Below are 15,600 nucleotides of genomic sequence, written 5' to 3'. Positions count from 1 at the left end.
AGTGTGTGAGCGGGCGGCCACCGGAGCTCGTGCCGGAACCGCACCCATCACTCCACTGTACGTCGCCCGCCTTCGGATTCTCCAGGCATATCGTCGGTGATCGCCAGCGGCGTAGGCCGTCGCGCAGCGGGAGGCGGCAACGGCAGAATGGTGATGATGATTCGTGAAGACTTCTCCCGGCCGGCCCTCGAGGTCGCCCCGCAGGTGCTCGGCGCCCGGCTGAGCGCGCACTCCGCCGACGGTTCGGTGACGATTCGAATCACCGAGGTGGAGGCGTATCACGGTTCGGGAATGCCTGGAGTGCACGATGCCGGTTCGCACGCGAGAAACGGGCGCACGGAGCGCAACGCTTCGATGTTCGGCCCACCGGCGCACGCGTATGTGTACTTCAGCTACGGCATGCACTTCGCGCTGAACCTCGTGTGCTCTCCGGAGGGCATGGCCTCCGGAGTGCTCGTGCGCGCCGGGGAAGTCGTCGCCGGCGCGCAACTCGCCGCGCAGCGACGCACAGCCCGACGACCGGGAGCGGAGATTCGACCCGTGCATCTCGCACGCGGACCGGGCAATGTCGCCCAGGCGCTCGGCATTCGCCGTGAGTCGCACGACGGCCTGCAGCTCTTCGCAGACCCGTTCAGCCTCGAACTCCCCGAGCACCCGGCACCCGAGATAGCCGCCGGACCGCGCGTCGGCGTCGCCGGCGATGCCGGCGGTCCTGACTTCCCCTGGCGATTCTGGCTTCCCGGGGACCCCACCGTCTCCGCGTTTCGACCGGGCAGAGGCGCGCCGAAACCGACGAGACCGCTCTAGCGCGTCTCGTCCGGGTCGGGCTTCACCAGTGCTGCGAGCGCTGACGCGCCGGTCTGGGGGTGGAACTTCGCGAGCCCGACGACGCCGATGATGGCCACGGCACCGGATGCGATGAACGCGACGATGGCCCAGCCGGGCGCCCCGGCCGCTTCGTCGAGCACGACGATGCCGATGAGCACCGCGACGATCGGATCGATCACCGTGAGTCCCGCGACGACGAGATCGGGCGGCCCCGATGAGTAGGCGTTCTGCACGAAGACGAGGCCCAGCAGCGCACCCGCGAGCAGGGCGGCCACGCAGGCCCAGGTGAGCCATTCGAACTCGCCCTGCTGCAGCCGTCCGATCACGGACTTCGCGAATGTCGCCACGAATCCGTAGAGCACCCCGGCTCCCACGATGTAGATGAGCGCGACGCCTCGGTGGCGGAAGATGATGGTGAGCACGGCGATGACCCCGAACACCACCCCGAATGTGATGAGGATCTCGATGAGCTTGCTGTCGGTCACGGGCTGATCCGAGGCGGTGAAGGCCGCGATGCTCACGAAGACGACGATGCCGAGCACGGCGAGGCCGATCGACGATTTCACGCGCTTCCCGAGCTTCACGCCGCTGACGCGCGAATTGAGGATCGACGTGATCACGAGCCCGACCACGCCGATGGGCTGCACGATGATCAGCGGGGAAAGCGAGAGCGATCCGATCTGGAACACGACCGCGAGGCCGAGCAGGAGAGTTCCGACGACCCAGGACGGGCGTCGGAGGAGGCTCGCGACGTGATGCAACGACAGCCCCGCGCCGGCGCTCTGCCCGGTGATCCGCTCGACCTTGTTCAGACCGCGCGACTGATACTGCGCTCCGAATGCGAGCAGTGCGGCACCGACGAGGGCGAGCGGAATGCCGATGAACTGCCTCGGGTCGAGCGAGGTCATTTCGGAGACTGCGTCGGTGAGACCGAGACCCCCCATGTGCCGGGCGATGTCAATCAGGCTCGAATGCACAGGTCCACCCTAGCGCTTGCGCGTCGGTTATCCGTCGTCGCCGCGCATCAGTTCGACGAGACGCGCCGCAGCGCGCGGCACTTCATCGTTGACGATCACCTCGTCGAATTCGTCGGCCGCGGCGAGCTCCACCTTCGCGGTTTCGAGGCGCCGCTCTCGCTCCGCCTCGTCTTCGGTGCCGCGCCCCACCAGACGCTCGACGAGCTCGTCCCAGCTGGGAGGAGCGAGAAACACGAGTCGAGCCTCGGGCATGCTCGCGCGCACCTGTCGCGCCCCCTGCAGATCGATCTCGAGCAGCATGAGCGCTCCGCGCTCGGCGGCCTCGAGCACCGGTCGCCGCGGGGTGCCGTAACGCGACTGATTGTGCACCGTCGCCCACTCGAGCAGTTCGTCTGCGGCGAGCATCCGATCGAAGCCTTCGTCATCGACGAAGAAGTAATGCCTGCCGTGCTCCTCACCCGGGCGAGGAGCACGCGTCGTCGCGGAGACGGAGAGCTGCACCTCTGGGTAGTGCTCGCGAATGTAGGTGGCGACGGTCCCCTTGCCGACCGCCGTCGGCCCCGCGAGCACGGTCAGCGGCGGCCTGGGCCCGATGCGGCCGCTGCCCGTGCGTTCCCGCACGAACGACTCGAGACGGTCGCGCTGCAGTTTGCCGAGGCCTCCGAGCCGCTTGCGTTCGGAGATGCCCAGTTCTTCCCGCACACGTTCGGCTTTGACCGAGCCGATGGCCGGGAACGACAGCAGGAAATCGGTGATGCGCAGCGACGCAGCCGGTGTGTCGGGGAGGCGGGATTGCTCGAGCACGCGGAACGGCGAGACCTCGCCCGAACGCAGTCGCCGTTTCAAGTCGGCACGCGCCTGTCGTGCTGCGATCGCAGCACGGTTCGCCGCCACACGATCCACCTCTGGCATCGTCCGAGCAGTCGTCACCGTGTCACTCCCTCGTCGTCTACATGTGCGTCCAGTGCGCAATGCGTCATAGCCTAGGCTGGTTCGCCGCTCAATGCGAAGCGAACCGCTGCTGCACGCTCGCGAATCCGCTCGCTCAGCCCGTTCGGCCCCCCGTTCAGTATGCTGCGCGACTCGTTTGCGAGGAGCGCGTGCTCGATGCCCCCGAAGATGGCGCCGGCTTCTTCGATACGTGCCCCCTGATGCCCGAATCCGGGTGCGAGGACGGGGAGCGCCGGTCCCGTTGGGCGCTCAGTCGTATCGATTCCGAACGCTGCGAGATCGAGCGTCGCGCCGAGCACGACGCCGACACTGCCCACTCCCCCTTCGCCGCAGTGCGCTGCGTTCCAAGCCGTCGCGTCTTCCACCATGGCCGCAGCGACGCTGCGACCATCGGCGCGTCGGGCCTGCTGCACCTCAGCCGCCTCCGCGTTCGAGGTGGCTGCGAGCACGAACAGGCCCTTCCCGTCGCGCTCCACGCGTTCGAGCGCCGACGTGAGCGTCCCGAACCCCTGATACGCGACCACCGTCATGGCGTCCGCCTCGAGCGGCGACCCCGGTGCCAGCCAGGCGTCGCCGTACGCCGCGAAGCTCGAGCCGATGTCGCCGCGCTTCACGTCGGCCACCACGAGCAGGCCGGCGGCTCGCGCGTCCTCGAATACGCGCTCGAGTGCCGCGAACCCCGCGGAGCCGAAGCGCTCGAAGAACGCGATCTGCGGCTTCACGCAGGCGGCGACGCCGGCGGCTGCCGCAACGACGTCGCGCCCCATGCGCTCGGCGCCTGCGGCGTCGTCACCGACTCCCCAGTCAGCGAGCAGCGGGCCGTGCGGGTCGATGCCGGCGCACAGGTGCCGGCCCGCGGCGAACTCCGCCGCGAGCCGGTCTCCGAACGAACGGTGCGTCATCGAGCGGCCAGAGCGGCGTCGCGGTCGATCTGGTACTCCTGCAGCGACTTCACATCGAACCCGCTCCGCTGCGCGGAGATCGCCCCGACCGCAGCTGAGAGCTCCGAGACGGTGGTGAAGATCGGCTTGTCCGCCGCCACCGCCGCCGCACGGATCTCATACCCGTCGGCCCGGGCTGAGCTGCCCGACGGCGTATTGATGATCATGTCGATCTCGCCGCGGTTGATGAGATCGACGATCGTGTCGCCCTCGGCGACCGCGCTGTGCTTGCGCACGACCTCAGAGGCGATGCCGTTGCGGCCGAGCACCACCTGGGTGCCCTGCGTGGCCAGGATGCGGTAGCCGAGCTCCTGCAGTCGGAGCGCTGGCAGCACGATCGAGCGCTTGTCACGATCGGCGACCGAGAGGAACACCGTCCCGCTCTCGGGCAGTGCACTGCCCGCAGCGGCCTGGCTCTTCGCGAACGCTGTCGGGAAGTCGCGGTCCATGCCCATGACCTCTCCCGTCGAGCGCATCTCGGGTCCGAGCAGCGAATCGACCACCAGTCCCTCGTGCGTGCGGAAGCGCTTGAACGGCAGCACCGCCTCCTTGACCGCGATGGGCGCGTCGATGGGCGCGCGCGAACCGTCGCGCTCGGGCAGCAGGCCCGATTCGATCAGTTCGGCGATCGTCTCGCCGGCCATGACCCGCGAGGCGGCCTTCGCCAGCGGAATGCCGAGCGCCTTCGAGACGAAGGGCACGGTGCGCGATGCGCGCGGGTTCGCCTCGAGCACGTACAGCACGCCCTGGCCAATGGCGAACTGCACGTTGAGCAGCCCGCGCACGCCGATACCCTCGGCGATGCCGAGCGTCGCCTCGCGCACGCGCGCGATCTGGTCGTGGCCGAGCGTCACGGGAGGCAGCGTGCAGCTGGAGTCTCCCGAGTGCACGCCGGCCTCCTCGATGTGCTCCATCACCCCGCCGACGTACAATTGCTCTCCGTCGAAGAGCGCGTCGACATCGATCTCGATCGCGTCGTCCAAAAACCGATCCACGAGCAGCGGATGGCCCGGTCCGACAAGAGCGTGGCCCTCGATCCGGCCGAAGTACCCGCGGAGCGATTCGGTGTCGTACACGATCTCCATGCCGCGGCCGCCGAGCACGAACGACGGGCGCACGAGCACGGGGTACCCGATCTCCTCGGCGATGCGGATCGCCCCCTCCTCGTCGATCGCGGTGCCGTTGCGCGGCGCGAGCAGACCGGCGCGGTCGAGGATGCGGGAGAACGCGCCGCGCTCCTCCGCGAGATCGATCGCTTCGGGGGTCGTGCCGAGGATCGGGATCCCCGCGTCCTTGAGCGGCTGCGCGAGACCCAGCGCCGTCTGGCCCCCGAGCTGCACGACCACGCCGAGCAGTTCTCCGGACGCCTGCTCGGCGTGGATGACCTCGAGCACGTCCTCGAGCGTCAGCGGCTCGAAGTAGAGGCGATCCGAGGTGTCGTAGTCGGTCGACACGGTCTCGGGATTGCAGTTGATCATGATCGTCTCGTACCCGGCTTCGGAGAGCGCGAACGAGGCGTGCACGCAGGAGTAGTCGAACTCGACCCCCTGCCCGATGCGGTTGGGCCCCGAGCCGAGAATGACGATCTTCTTGCGATCGCTCGCCGCGACCTCGGTCTCGAAGTCGTAGGACGAGTAGTGATACGGCGTCAGCGCGGGGAACTCGCCCGCGCAGGTATCGACGGTCTTGAACACGGGGCGCAGTCCGAGTCCATGGCGCAGGCCTCGGATCTCCGACTCGGAGACACCGCGAAGCGACGCGATCTGCACGTCGGAGAAGCCGTGATCCTTCGCCTCTCGCAGCACGTCGAGTGTGAGCTGCGGTGAGCGCTGCACCATCTCGGCGACCTCGTTGATCAGCTGGATCTGGTCGAGGAACCAGGGATCGATCGAGGTCGACTCGAAGACCTGCTCGATGGTCGCGCCGAGCCGCAGCGCCTGCTGCACGTCGACGATGCGGCCGTCGGTCGGGCGCTTGATCGTCTCGAGAATGTCATCGACGGTGCGCGACTCATCCCCCCAGTGGAACGAGGAACCGCGCTTCTCCAGCGAGCGCAGCGACTTCTGCAGCGCCGTGGTGAAGTTGCGGCCGATCGCCATGGACTCGCCCACCGACTTCATGGTCGTCGTGAGAGTGTCGTCGGCGGCCGGGAACTTCTCGAATGCGAAGCGCGGCGTCTTCACCACGACGTAGTCGATCGACGGCTCGAAACTCGCCGGCGTCTTCTGCGTGATGTCGTTCGGGATCTCATCGAGACGGTACCCGAGGGCGAGCTTCGCGGCGATCTTCGCGATCGGGAATCCCGTGGCCTTCGACGCGAGCGCCGAGGAGCGGGAGACGCGCGGGTTCATCTCGATGACGATGATGCGGCCCGTCGCGGGGTCGACGGCGTACTGGATGTTGCAGCCGCCGGTGTCGACGCCGACGCGACGGATGATGTCGATGCCGATGTCCCGCAGCTTCTGGTACTCGCGGTCGGTCAGCGTGAGCGCGGGTGCGACGGTGATCGAGTCGCCGGTGTGCACGCCCACGGCATCGACGTTCTCGATGGAGCACACGACGACCGTGTTGTCGGCCGTATCGCGCATGAGCTCGAGCTCGTACTCCTTCCAGCCGAGGATCGACTCTTCGAGCAGCACTTCGCTGGTGGGGCTGTAGTGCAGGCCGTCGCCCGCGATGCGGATGAGGTCCTCTTCGGTGTAGGCGAAGCCTGAACCGAGGCCGCCCATCGTGTACGACGGGCGCACGACCAGCGGGTACCCGAGATCCTTCGCGAACTCCTTCGCTTCTTCGAGCGTGTGCGCGATGTGGGAGCGCGCAACCTCTGCCCCCGACTCGATGACGAGGTCCTTGAAGATCTGCCGATCCTCACCGCGCTGGATCGCCTCGACCTTCGCCCCGATGAGTTCGACGCCGTGCTTCTCGAGGATCCCGAGATCGTGCAACTGGATCGCGGCGTTGAGCGCGGTCTGGCCGCCCAGCGTCGGCAGGATCGCGTCGGGGCGCTCCTTGATGATGATCGATTCGATCACCTCAGGAGTGATGGGCTCCACGTAGGTGGCATCGGCGAAGTCGGGGTCCGTCATGATCGTCGCCGGGTTCGAGTTCACGAGGATGACGCGCACGCCCTCCTCGCGGAGCACGCGGCAGGCCTGGGTGCCGGAGTAGTCGAACTCGACCGCCTGACCGATGACGATCGGGCCTGAGCCGATGACGAGTACTGAGTTGATGTCTGAACGCTTGGGCATCGGGTCAGGCCTCCTGGGCGTGTGCGCCGGTCGAACGGGTGGAGCGGCTCGAGACCAGCTCGCGGAAACGGTTGAAGAGGTAGAAGGCGTCGTGCGGGCCCGCGGCCGCCTCCGGGTGGTACTGCACCGAGAACGCCGGGATGTCGAGGCATTCGAGCCCCTCGACGACCTGATCGTTCAGGCTGAAGTGGCTCACCTGCACGCGGCCGAAGCCCTCAGGCGCGTCGATCTCGCCCTCGATGGGGGCATCGACGGCGAAGCCGTGGTTCTGAGCGGTGATCTCGACGCGACCGGTGCGCTTGTCGAGGACGGGCTGGTTGATGCCGCGATGACCGAAGGGCAGCTTGTAGGTGCCGAACCCCAGCGCACGGCCCAGCAGCTGGTTGCCGAAGCAGATGCCGAAGTAGGGCACCCCGTCGCGCAGCAGCTCCCGGAGCACGTCCACCTGCAGATCGCTCGCGGCGGGGTCGCCCGGTCCGTTCGAGTAGAAGAGCGCGTCGGGAGCGATCGCGCGGATCTCCTCGAGCGACGTCGATGCCGGCAGCACCGTCACGTCGAAGCCGTGCTCGGAGAGGTAGTGCACGGTCGCGCGCTTGATGCCGAGATCGAGCACCGCGATCGATCCGACGCGATCCACCCCTGCTGCGGCCGGTACGTCGTAGCGCTGGGGCGTCGTGACGAGCTCCGACAGGTTCTTGCCGGCCATCGGTTCCTGCGCGCGCACCAGCGCGAGCTGCTCATCATCGGAGAGATCGAAGTCGGCGCCGGAGAACACCCCGGCGCGCATCGCGCCCGCGGATCGGATGTGACGGGTGATCGCGCGCGTGTCCACGCCCGAGATGCCGACGACTCCGTCCTCGACGAGGTCCTCGTCGAGTGAGCGCTCGGCTCGGAAGTTCGACACGCGGCGCGCGGGATCGCGCACGATGAATCCGGCGACCCAGATCTTGCGCGACTCCATGTCGTCGTCGTTCGCGCCGGTGTTGCCGATGTGCGGGGCCGTCATGAGCACGATCTGCCCCGCGTAGGAGGGGTCGGTCAGCGTCTCCTGATACCCGGTCATTCCGGTCGAGAAGACGACCTCGCCGAGCGTGCGTCCGGTCGCCCCGTATGCGCGCCCCAGGTATCGTCGCCCGTCTTCGAGTACCAGCACTGCCTTGCCCGTCGGCACTGCAGCAGCCGGGGGCGCGGTGACGCCCTGGGGCGCCACGGCGTCGTTCGCCGTCGCTTCGGTCGTGTTCGTAGTCACGCATCCTCCTGGGTGGTGTGGGAAGTGGAATGGGTGTGCGGGCCGGTGGCGAGCGGAGTCTCACCGGCGGGGATGATCTGGGCGACGGCATCGGCGAACCTCAACTGGTCGGCGGCCTGCGAGAACCTGAAGCTCGACTCGACCTCCGACCCGTCGGCCGCGCGCCACTGGAGGAGCGAGAGGCCGTCGCGCTCGACGGCCTTCCCGACTCGTCGACTTGCGACGCCGCTGCCGAGCAGCCGCTCGGCCGGCAGGTGCACCTCCGGCTCGCCGGTGACGGCGATGGTGGCGCCGTCGGTGCGCAGTGTGAGGTCGGCGAAACCCTTGAACTGCAAGCCCGGGATCGACAGACGATCGAGCGGTGCGCCGACCGGCGTCGTCGAGACGTAGCTGACTCCCGGGAAGGTGCCGAGCACCATTCCCACGAGAGCATCGCCGTGCTCGGCGAAGGCGCGGTGCCGACGTGCTCGACCGCGCCAGCCGAGCCACATCGCCAGCAGTACGAGCGCGGCGATGGCGATCATCAGGAAGGCGAAGCCGGTGCGGCTCACTTCACGCCTCCGAGCTGGTGTGCGGCAGCAGCGACGGTCTCCGGCGCCACCACCCGACCGTCGTCCACCGTGAGGTACCCGCGTCGCAGAGTGTATGCCACCCGCCCGGGCAGTTCCATGCCGAGGAACGGCGAGTTCACGCTCTGGCCGCGCAGATGGTCGGCCGAGAACGTACTCATGCCGGACGGGTCGACGAGCACGATATCGGCTGGCTGCCCGACCTCGATCGCCGTCGGGTGCCCCTGGAGGCGTCCGATCTCCGCCGGACGCTGCGAGAGCAGCGCTTCGAGCTCGGCCCAGCTCGCGTTGGCCTCCTGCACGAGTGTGAGCAGCGCGATCGGCAGCGCCGACTCGAGGCCAACCATGCCGAAGGCCGCGGCATCCCATTCGCAGTCCTTCGCTTCGACGGGGTGCGGGGCGTGATCGGTCGCGATGATGTCGATGATGCCGTCGGCGACCGCAGCGCGGAGGGCAAGCACATCCTCCTCCCGACGGAGGGGAGGGTTCACCTTGTAGCGCGCGTCGTAGCTGCGAGCGAGTTCCTCGGTGAGGATCAGGTGGTGCGGCGTGACCTCGGCGGTGACCTGCACTCCGCGGGCCTTGGCCCAGCGGATCACCTCGACCGACCCGGCGGTCGAGAGATGGCAGATGTGGAGCCGCGCGCCGATGTGCTCGGCGAGGAGCACGTCTCGCGCGATGATCGACTCTTCGGCGACCGCCGGCCACCCCTTGAGACCGAGTTCGCTCGAGAGTGCCCCTTCGTTCATCTGGGCGCCTTCGGTGAGACGCGGATCCTGCGCGTGCTGGGCGATGACGCCGTCGAAGGTCTTCACGTACTCGAGCGCCCGTCGCATGAGCAGCGGATCGTGCACGCACTTGCCGTCGTCGGAGAAGACCCGCACCGCGGCACGCGAATCGGCCATCGCGCCGATCTCGCTGAGACGCTCGCCCGACAGATCTTCCGTCACGGCGCCGATCGGGCGCACCGTCGCGTATCCCGCCGCGTCTCCGAGCGCCTGCACCTGCTCGACCACGCCCGCCGTGTCCTGCACCGGCAGCGTGTTCGCCATTGCGAAGACGCTCGTGAATCCGCCTGCCGCGGCGGCGCGCGTGCCCGTGAGCACGGTCTCCGACTGCTCGAAACCCGGCTCACGAAGATGCGTGTGCAGGTCGACCAGGCCCGTCAGCGCGACGAATCCGTCGGCTTCGATGACGCGCTCCGCGTCTCGCGGTGCGAGCCCGCCGGCCGCCTGCGTCGCGCGCTCGACGATCACGCCGTCCGCGATGCGCAGATCGACAGCGGCGGCGTCACTCACCTGCTGCCCACGCTCGGTCAGCGCCGCGGCGAGGCGCGCCCCGCGGATGAGAATCCCGTTCGCCGGGTTCGTGTGCGTCATGCTTGCTCCGTTCGCTCGCCGGAAAGTAGAAGATACAGTGCCGCCATCCGCACGGAGACGCCGTTCGCCACCTGCTCGAGCACCGTCGAACGGTGCGAGTCGGCGGCGCCGGAGGAGATCTCGAGGCCTCGGTTCATGGGGCCCGGATGCATCACGATCGCGCGATCCTGCAGACCGGAGAGCCGGGTGTCGTCGAGTCCCCACACGCGGGCGTACTCGCGCTCATTCGGGAAGAACGCCGCGTGCATGCGCTCGCTCTGGATGCGGAGCATCATCACGACGTCCGGCTGCTCCTCGCGCAGGGCCGTATCGAAGGAGTGATGGACGGTGACCGGCCACGTGCGGGCGCCGTAGGGCAGAAGCGTCTCGGGAGCGACGAAGCTCACGTGCGCGCCGAGGGCGTTGAGCAGCCAGAGATTCGATCGCGCCACTCGGGAATGGGCGATGTCTCCCACGATCACCACGGAGACGCCGTCGAGGTCGCGGCCGCGGCTCGCCTCACCGCTCTGCGACGCACCGAAGAGGCGGCGCCGCATCGTGAACGCGTCGAGCAGTGCCTGCGTCGGATGCTCGTGCGTGCCATCGCCCGCATTCAGCACGCCGGCATCGATCCAGTTGCTCGCGGCGAGCTTGGCGGGGGCGCCGGAAGCGGGGTGGCGGATGACGACGCCATCAGCGCCGATCGCCTGCAGCGTCTGCGCAGTGTCTTTCAGCGACTCCCCCTTCGAGACGGAAGAACCCTTCGCGCTGAAGTTGATGACGTCGGCGCTGAGCCGCTTCGCCGCCGCTTCGAACGATATGCGTGTGCGCGTCGAATCCTCGAAGAAGAGGTTCACCACGGTCTTGCCCCGCAGCGTCGGCAGCTTCTTGGTCTCACGCTGCTGCGTCGCCGCCATCTCCTCAGCGGTGTCGAGGATCAGGATCGCCTCATCCCGAGAGAGGCTGCGCGTATCGAGCAGGTGCCTCATGCGATCGGCTCCGTGCTCGCTCCGGGCTCGGCGCTGGCATGGGCGTCGCCGCTCGCGTGGACGTCGACTCGGTCCTCCGAGGTGATCGTGACCTCGTCGCTCCCGTCGTGCTCTTCGAGGCGCACCGCGATGCGCTCGTGCTTCGCGCTCGGCAGATTCTTGCCGATGTAATCGGCGCGGATCGGAAGCTCGCGGTGGCCGCGATCGATGAGCGCCGCGAGGCGCACGGCCTGCGGGCGGCCGTGGTCGTTCAGCGCGTCGAGCGCGGCGCGCACGGTGCGACCGGAGTAGAGCACGTCGTCGACGAGCACCACCGTCGCTCCGTCGACGCCCGCCGCCGGCATCTCCGTCGGGCGCGGGGCCCGCGTGGGATGCTGGGCGAGGTCGTCGCGGTACATCGTGACGTCGAGGCTGCCGACGGGCACGTCATGGCCCTCGATGCGCGAGATGATGTCGCCGATGCGCCTGGCGAGCAGACTTCCGCGAGTCGGAATGCCGACGAGAACGAGCCCGTCGACGCCCTTGTTCGCTTCGATGATTTCGTGCGAGATTCGAGTCAGCGCGCGCGAGATCTCAGCACGTTCGAGTACTGTTCGCGTTCCCATAACCGAGCCCCCCTTCCCCGCCTCACGGGACGGAACTTAAAGAAAAGCTTGCAACCGCTCCAGTCTATCGCATGCGAGGCGGTGCTTCGTCTCTGCGGCATCAGTCGACCCTCGGCGTTGTGCAGTGCACGCACCATCAGCGTTCCGCACGGACGGGTGGGTGGTCACTTGCTTGCCACACGCGGATAGCAGCGCGAACCGTTCCCGCGGTTCGTCGCCCCCACATGCCTGAATGCCCCGGACGCGAGAGCTCATCCCCAGAGTTCGGGGCCCGACGTCGCTCGGCGCGCGCGAACGCACAAACTGTGCAGATGCCTCGTTCAGACACTCCACGACTTCCCGCGGGCGGCGTGACACGCTCGTCGCTGCTGCTCAACGCCGGCTGGTCGCGGCATCAGCTGGACCGAGCCGTCGGTGCAGGGCTGCTCACTCGGCCGAAGAAGGGTTGGCTTGCGCGCCGAGATGCCGATCCGGCACTCGTCTACGCCGCGACTCATGGCGTCATCATCAGTTGCGTATCCCAGGCGAAACGGCGAGGCCTGTGGGTGCCTCACCACGATCGGTCGCATGCGGCCGTGCGCGTACCCGGGAGAACCGATGCCGGGAGCACTGTCCTCCATTGGCGGGCGCCCCTGCTGCAACGCGAACCGCACTCGCTCGAAGATCCCATCGAGAACGCGCTCGACCTCGTGGCGCATTGCCTGCCGTTCGAAGACGCGGTGGCCGTCTGGGACTCGGCCGCCACCCGCGGGATCATCACGAGGCAGCGAATGGCGCGTCTCCCCCTGCGGGGGTCGGCGCGCGCGGTGCTCGCCGCCCTCGACCCGTTCGCTGATTCAGGGCTCGAAACCTATGTGCGGCTGCGCACCAAGTGGCTTCGCGTCCGGTGCGTCTCGCAAGCCTGGATCGCGGGACATCGCGTCGATCTCCTGTTCGGGGATCGCCTCGTACTCCAGATCGACGGCGGCACTCACGTCGGACCGCAGCGGACCCGCGACAACGAGCACGACGCCCAGCTCCGATTGCTCGGATACACGGTCATCCGAGTGGGGTACTTCCAGGTAATCGATGACTGGCCCGCAGTCCAGCACCTGCTCGTGGAGGCGATTGCGCAGGGCCTTCACCGCGCCGCGGCGCACTGACGGCGGGCGCGCGACCCTCCGGACGCGAGGAATCCGCGTTCTGCAAGCTCGCTGCGTTGAACGATAGCTTGCGGAACGCGGAAATCTTGCGCAGCGCGGCGTCGGGCGTCAGGCGTCGGCGTGATCCGCGATCTTGCCGAGCACGCCGTTGACGAAGCGACCCGAATCGTCGGTCGAGTACTCCTTGGCGAGTTCCACCGCCTCGTCGATGGCGACCGCCGCCGGCACCTCCTCGTTGAAGAGGATCTCCCAGGATGCGAGCCGCAGCAGCGCACGGTCGACGTGCGGCATGCGCTCGAGCGTCCACCCCTGGGCGTAACTCATGATGAGCTCATCGATGCGATCACGATGATCGGTGACCCCGTCGACGATCTCACGCGCGTAGAGCCAGGATGCGGCGCGATCGGGTTCGCTCGACGCGCGCTGCGCCTCGGCGTTCACGATCACCGCGATCGACTCGTCACGCAGGTCGGCCTGGTACAACATGTCGAGGGCGCGCTTGCGCGCCTTAGTACGTGCAGACACCGAGGACTAGTCGTTGACACGGCCGAGGTAGTCACCCGTGCGGGTGTCGACCTTGACCTTCGTGCCGGTCTCGAGGAACAGCGGGACCTGGATCTCTGCACCGGTCTCGACAGTGGCGGGCTTCGTTCCGCCGGTCGAGCGATCGCCCTGCAGACCCGGCTCGGTGTACGTCACTTCGAGCACCACCGACGACGGGAGCTCGAGGTACAGCGGGTCGCCCTCGTGCAGCGCGATCTGCACCTGAAGGTTCTCGAGCATGAACTTCGCGGCGTCGCCGACGACGGCGCCGGAAACGGTGAGCTGATCGTAGTCGGACTGGTCCATGAAGACGTAGTCTGCGCCATCCTGGTACAGGTACTGGTAATCACGACGGTCGACGTTCGCGGTCTCGATCTTCGCACCAGCGTTGTAGGTCTTGTCGATGATCTTGCCCGAGACGACGTTCTTCTGCTTCGTGCGAACGAACGCGCCGCCCTTGCCCGGCTTCACGTGCTGGAACTCGACCACGCTCCAGAGCTGGCCGTTCTCTTTGATGACGGTGCCGTTCTTGATGTCGTTCGTACTGGCCATGCAGTGATTCTCCGGATTCTATAAAGTTCGAGCGCCTGAATACGCGCCGAACCAGCATACATGCCGCGCTTTTTGCATGCTTTGCACAATGGCGAGGTTTCAAGCTTGACGATCCCTCTAAGCTCTCCCCCATGCACATGTTCTTCCGCACGCTCTGGCACCAGTGGTTCGTGGGTCGGCGCGGCCCGAAGCTCGGCTTCGAGGGCGTCTCGCGTTCGCGTTTCCGCGTCTGGCCCACCGACCTCGACATCCTCCGCCATATGAACAACGGCAAGTACCTCTCGATCATGGACGTCGCACGCTTCGATCTGATCCAGCGCAACGGGGTCTGGCAGCTGTTCGCGCGCGAACGCTGGTACCCGGTGGTCGTCGGGCAGACGATCTCGTACCGCAAGTCGCTGAACCCGTGGCAGCGGTTCTGGATCGAGTCGCGCATTCTCGGCTTCGATGACCAGGCGGTGTACATGGAGCAGCGCTTCGTCCGTCCCGACGCGCAGCGCCGGCCCGACATTCATGCTCGGGCCGTAGTGCGTGCCCGGATCCTTCGCCGATCGGGCGGCGTCGTGCCCGTCGCCGAGATCATCGAGAAGAGCGGAGCCGACCCGAGCAAGCTCATCGTCCCCGATGACGTGCTCGCCTGGGGGCGATCCACGCGACTTCCGTCCACTCGCATCGACGCCATCAGCGTCTGGGAGTAGCGGCGCTCACGCCAACGGAGTGCGCGCACCGAGATGCGGCCCCTGGTTCCCGACCTCCCGGCAGGTGATCCGGATCGCCCGTTCGCTCTCGTCGTACACGTGGCGGGCCGCGAGACGCCCGCCGGCGAGCGATCCCTCCAACCAGGTGAAGCTCGCCGCGTCGATGAGGGGAGATCCACTCGCGACCAGCATCAGTTGGAGCATGAGCACCTCGGGCAGCGTCGCATGGGGGCCGTGCGAGAACCCGAGCCCGAGCACCGGTGGCCGCGCACCCGAGGGCACCAACCGCAACGTCCACGCCCGCCCCTGCGCACGTACCGCGGGGATGCCGGGCGGCGGGGTGTCGAGTGCGTCGAACTCCCGTTCGGCCTCTGTCGCGAGCAGCAGCGGCGAGTCCCCGGTCGAGCCGATGGCGAGCGGTGCACTTCCCTCGTGCGGTGCGTCAGGGAGCGCCACGGCCGCGCGTTGGAACGCGGTCTTCCAGACGGCAGCTCCGCATCCGAATGGCGTCGGCACCGCGGTGAGCGAGGGATCGGCCGCCAGCGCGCTCCCCAGTCGTCCGATATCGGTCCCGGCATCGACGAACGCCTCGATCTCCGGCATCTCGATGTCGAGCCACCCGCAGGCGATTCGGGCTGATGCGAAATGCTGCTCAGCGCGACGCGCTCCCTCCGGCTCCGCGACGTCCGCGAATCCCGCGTGCGGCATGAGCCTCGCCGCTGCAGCGTCGAGGCTCGCATCGAGCGACGCCGCGGCGCTCGGCGCTGCGTGGCGGGTCGCGGCTGCGTCGAGTTCGCTCGCCAAGTCAGGAAACAGCGCGCGAATGAGCTCGACGCGATCGTTCGTTCCGTGCCGATCGAAAGGCTTCACGTCCATCTCCATTCACTGCGCTCCCGCATTTCTCGGCACCGATCCCCCGGTCTGACGCCCGGCGATTCAGAAGGGTGCGC

Annotated in this window: 15 protein-coding genes; 3 read left to right on the top strand and 12 right to left on the bottom strand. The window is 67.8% G+C overall.

Annotation, left to right across the window (positions count from 1 at the left end):
- Positions 1-156 precede the first annotated feature (156 nt).
- Positions 157-807 carry a DNA-3-methyladenine glycosylase gene (locus tag ABFX18_RS06935; RefSeq protein WP_428833640.1) on the top strand — a complete coding sequence of 217 codons (651 nt, stop codon included), beginning with the start codon at positions 157-159 and terminating at the stop codon, positions 805-807.
- On the opposite strand, the gene ABFX18_RS06930 is transcribed toward ABFX18_RS06935, so the two are convergent.
- The 9 genes from ABFX18_RS06930 to pyrR all read right to left on the bottom strand — a co-directional run bounded on the left by ABFX18_RS06930 (position 804) and on the right by pyrR (position 11,715).
- Entirely contained in the window at positions 804-1,805 is a 1,002-nt protein-coding gene (locus ABFX18_RS06930) for a DMT family transporter (RefSeq protein WP_336661945.1), read from the bottom strand. The two genes, ABFX18_RS06935 and ABFX18_RS06930, sit on opposite strands and share 4 nt — an antisense overlap.
- 27 nt (positions 1,806-1,832) lie before the next feature.
- On the bottom strand, positions 1,833-2,717 hold the full coding sequence (gmk, locus tag ABFX18_RS06925; RefSeq protein WP_200330954.1) for a guanylate kinase: 885 nt from the start codon (positions 2,715-2,717) through the stop codon (positions 1,833-1,835).
- A gap of 71 nt (positions 2,718-2,788) precedes the next feature.
- Entirely contained in the window at positions 2,789-3,658 is an 870-nt protein-coding gene (gene pyrF, locus ABFX18_RS06920) for an orotidine-5'-phosphate decarboxylase (protein ID WP_346057835.1), read from the bottom strand.
- Entirely contained in the window at positions 3,655-6,945 is a 3,291-nt protein-coding gene (gene carB, locus ABFX18_RS06915; protein WP_346057834.1) for a carbamoyl-phosphate synthase large subunit, read from the bottom strand. Before carB ends, pyrF begins: the two co-directional genes overlap by 4 nt.
- 4 nt (positions 6,946-6,949) lie before the next feature.
- Positions 6,950-8,155, bottom strand: coding sequence for a glutamine-hydrolyzing carbamoyl-phosphate synthase small subunit (gene carA / locus ABFX18_RS06910; RefSeq protein ID WP_346058015.1), 1,206 nt, complete (start codon positions 8,153-8,155; stop codon positions 6,950-6,952).
- Positions 8,156-8,190: 35 nt separating this feature from the next.
- Positions 8,191-8,745, bottom strand: coding sequence for a PH-like domain-containing protein (locus tag ABFX18_RS06905; RefSeq protein ID WP_346057833.1), 555 nt, complete (start codon positions 8,743-8,745; stop codon positions 8,191-8,193).
- Positions 8,742-10,142 (bottom strand): dihydroorotase, encoded by a 1,401-nt coding sequence (locus tag ABFX18_RS06900; RefSeq protein ID WP_346057832.1) that lies wholly within the window; start codon positions 10,140-10,142, stop codon positions 8,742-8,744. Before ABFX18_RS06900 ends, ABFX18_RS06905 begins: the two co-directional genes overlap by 4 nt.
- On the bottom strand, positions 10,139-11,110 hold the full coding sequence (locus ABFX18_RS06895) for an aspartate carbamoyltransferase catalytic subunit (RefSeq protein ID WP_346057831.1): 972 nt from the start codon (positions 11,108-11,110) through the stop codon (positions 10,139-10,141). The genes ABFX18_RS06900 and ABFX18_RS06895 overlap by 4 nt, the downstream gene beginning before the upstream one ends.
- The gene (gene pyrR, locus ABFX18_RS06890; RefSeq protein WP_211648242.1) at positions 11,107-11,715 is read right to left on the bottom strand and encodes a bifunctional pyr operon transcriptional regulator/uracil phosphoribosyltransferase PyrR; all 609 of its coding nucleotides are present in this window, start codon (positions 11,713-11,715) and stop codon (positions 11,107-11,109) included. Before pyrR ends, ABFX18_RS06895 begins: the two co-directional genes overlap by 4 nt.
- 311 nt (positions 11,716-12,026) lie before the next feature.
- On the opposite strand from pyrR, the gene ABFX18_RS06885 reads away from it, so the two are divergent.
- Positions 12,027-12,857: an endonuclease domain-containing protein gene (locus tag ABFX18_RS06885; protein WP_346057830.1), complete on the top strand. Its 831-nt coding sequence runs from the start codon at positions 12,027-12,029 to the stop codon at positions 12,855-12,857.
- Positions 12,858-12,965: 108 nt separating this feature from the next.
- Here the strand turns inward: ABFX18_RS06885 and nusB are convergent, their stop codons facing one another.
- A complete protein-coding gene (gene nusB, locus ABFX18_RS06880) occupies positions 12,966-13,382 on the bottom strand; it encodes a transcription antitermination factor NusB (protein ID WP_090148616.1) in 417 nt (138 codons plus the stop codon).
- 6 nt (positions 13,383-13,388) lie between these two features.
- Positions 13,389-13,952 carry an elongation factor P gene (gene efp / locus ABFX18_RS06875; RefSeq protein ID WP_090148613.1) on the bottom strand — a complete coding sequence of 188 codons (564 nt, stop codon included), beginning with the start codon at positions 13,950-13,952 and terminating at the stop codon, positions 13,389-13,391.
- Positions 13,953-14,083: 131 nt separating this feature from the next.
- Here efp and ABFX18_RS06870 point away from each other — a divergent pair, with 131 nt between their 5' ends.
- Positions 14,084-14,650: a thioesterase family protein gene (locus ABFX18_RS06870; protein WP_346057829.1), complete on the top strand. Its 567-nt coding sequence runs from the start codon at positions 14,084-14,086 to the stop codon at positions 14,648-14,650.
- Between the two features lie 6 nt (positions 14,651-14,656).
- Here the strand turns inward: ABFX18_RS06870 and ABFX18_RS06865 are convergent, their stop codons facing one another.
- Positions 14,657-15,520, bottom strand: a complete 864-nt coding sequence (locus tag ABFX18_RS06865) for a hypothetical protein (RefSeq protein WP_346057828.1) — start codon at positions 15,518-15,520, stop codon at positions 14,657-14,659.
- Between the last annotated feature and the right edge of the window lie 80 nt (positions 15,521-15,600).

It is taken from the genome of Leucobacter alluvii (genome assembly GCF_039530485.1).
GTDB classification, from domain to species: Bacteria; Actinomycetota; Actinomycetes; order Actinomycetales; family Microbacteriaceae; genus Leucobacter; species Leucobacter alluvii.
This window is presented reverse-complemented; position numbering and strand designations above follow the sequence as displayed.

Bases quoted from the DNA above. Each gene is read 5' to 3' on its own strand.
- pyrR (WP_211648242.1), bottom strand. From the start codon at position 11,715: ATGGGAACGCGAACAGTACTCGAACGTGCTGAGATCTCGCGCGCGCTG.
- ABFX18_RS06935 (WP_428833640.1), top strand. From the start codon at position 157: ATGATTCGTGAAGACTTCTCCCGGCCGGCCCTCGAGGTCGCCCCGCAG.
- ABFX18_RS06900 (WP_346057832.1), bottom strand. From the start codon at position 10,142: ATGACGCACACGAACCCGGCGAACGGGATTCTCATCCGCGGGGCGCGC.
- ABFX18_RS06895 (WP_346057831.1), bottom strand. From the start codon at position 11,110: ATGAGGCACCTGCTCGATACGCGCAGCCTCTCTCGGGATGAGGCGATC.
- ABFX18_RS06870 (WP_346057829.1), top strand. From the start codon at position 14,084: ATGCACATGTTCTTCCGCACGCTCTGGCACCAGTGGTTCGTGGGTCGG.
- carB (WP_346057834.1), bottom strand. From the start codon at position 6,945: ATGCCCAAGCGTTCAGACATCAACTCAGTACTCGTCATCGGCTCAGGC.
- gmk (WP_200330954.1), bottom strand. From the start codon at position 2,717: ATGCCAGAGGTGGATCGTGTGGCGGCGAACCGTGCTGCGATCGCAGCA.
- ABFX18_RS06885 (WP_346057830.1), top strand. From the start codon at position 12,027: ATGCCTCGTTCAGACACTCCACGACTTCCCGCGGGCGGCGTGACACGC.
- efp (WP_090148613.1), bottom strand. From the start codon at position 13,952: ATGGCCAGTACGAACGACATCAAGAACGGCACCGTCATCAAAGAGAAC.
- pyrF (WP_346057835.1), bottom strand. From the start codon at position 3,658: ATGACGCACCGTTCGTTCGGAGACCGGCTCGCGGCGGAGTTCGCCGCG.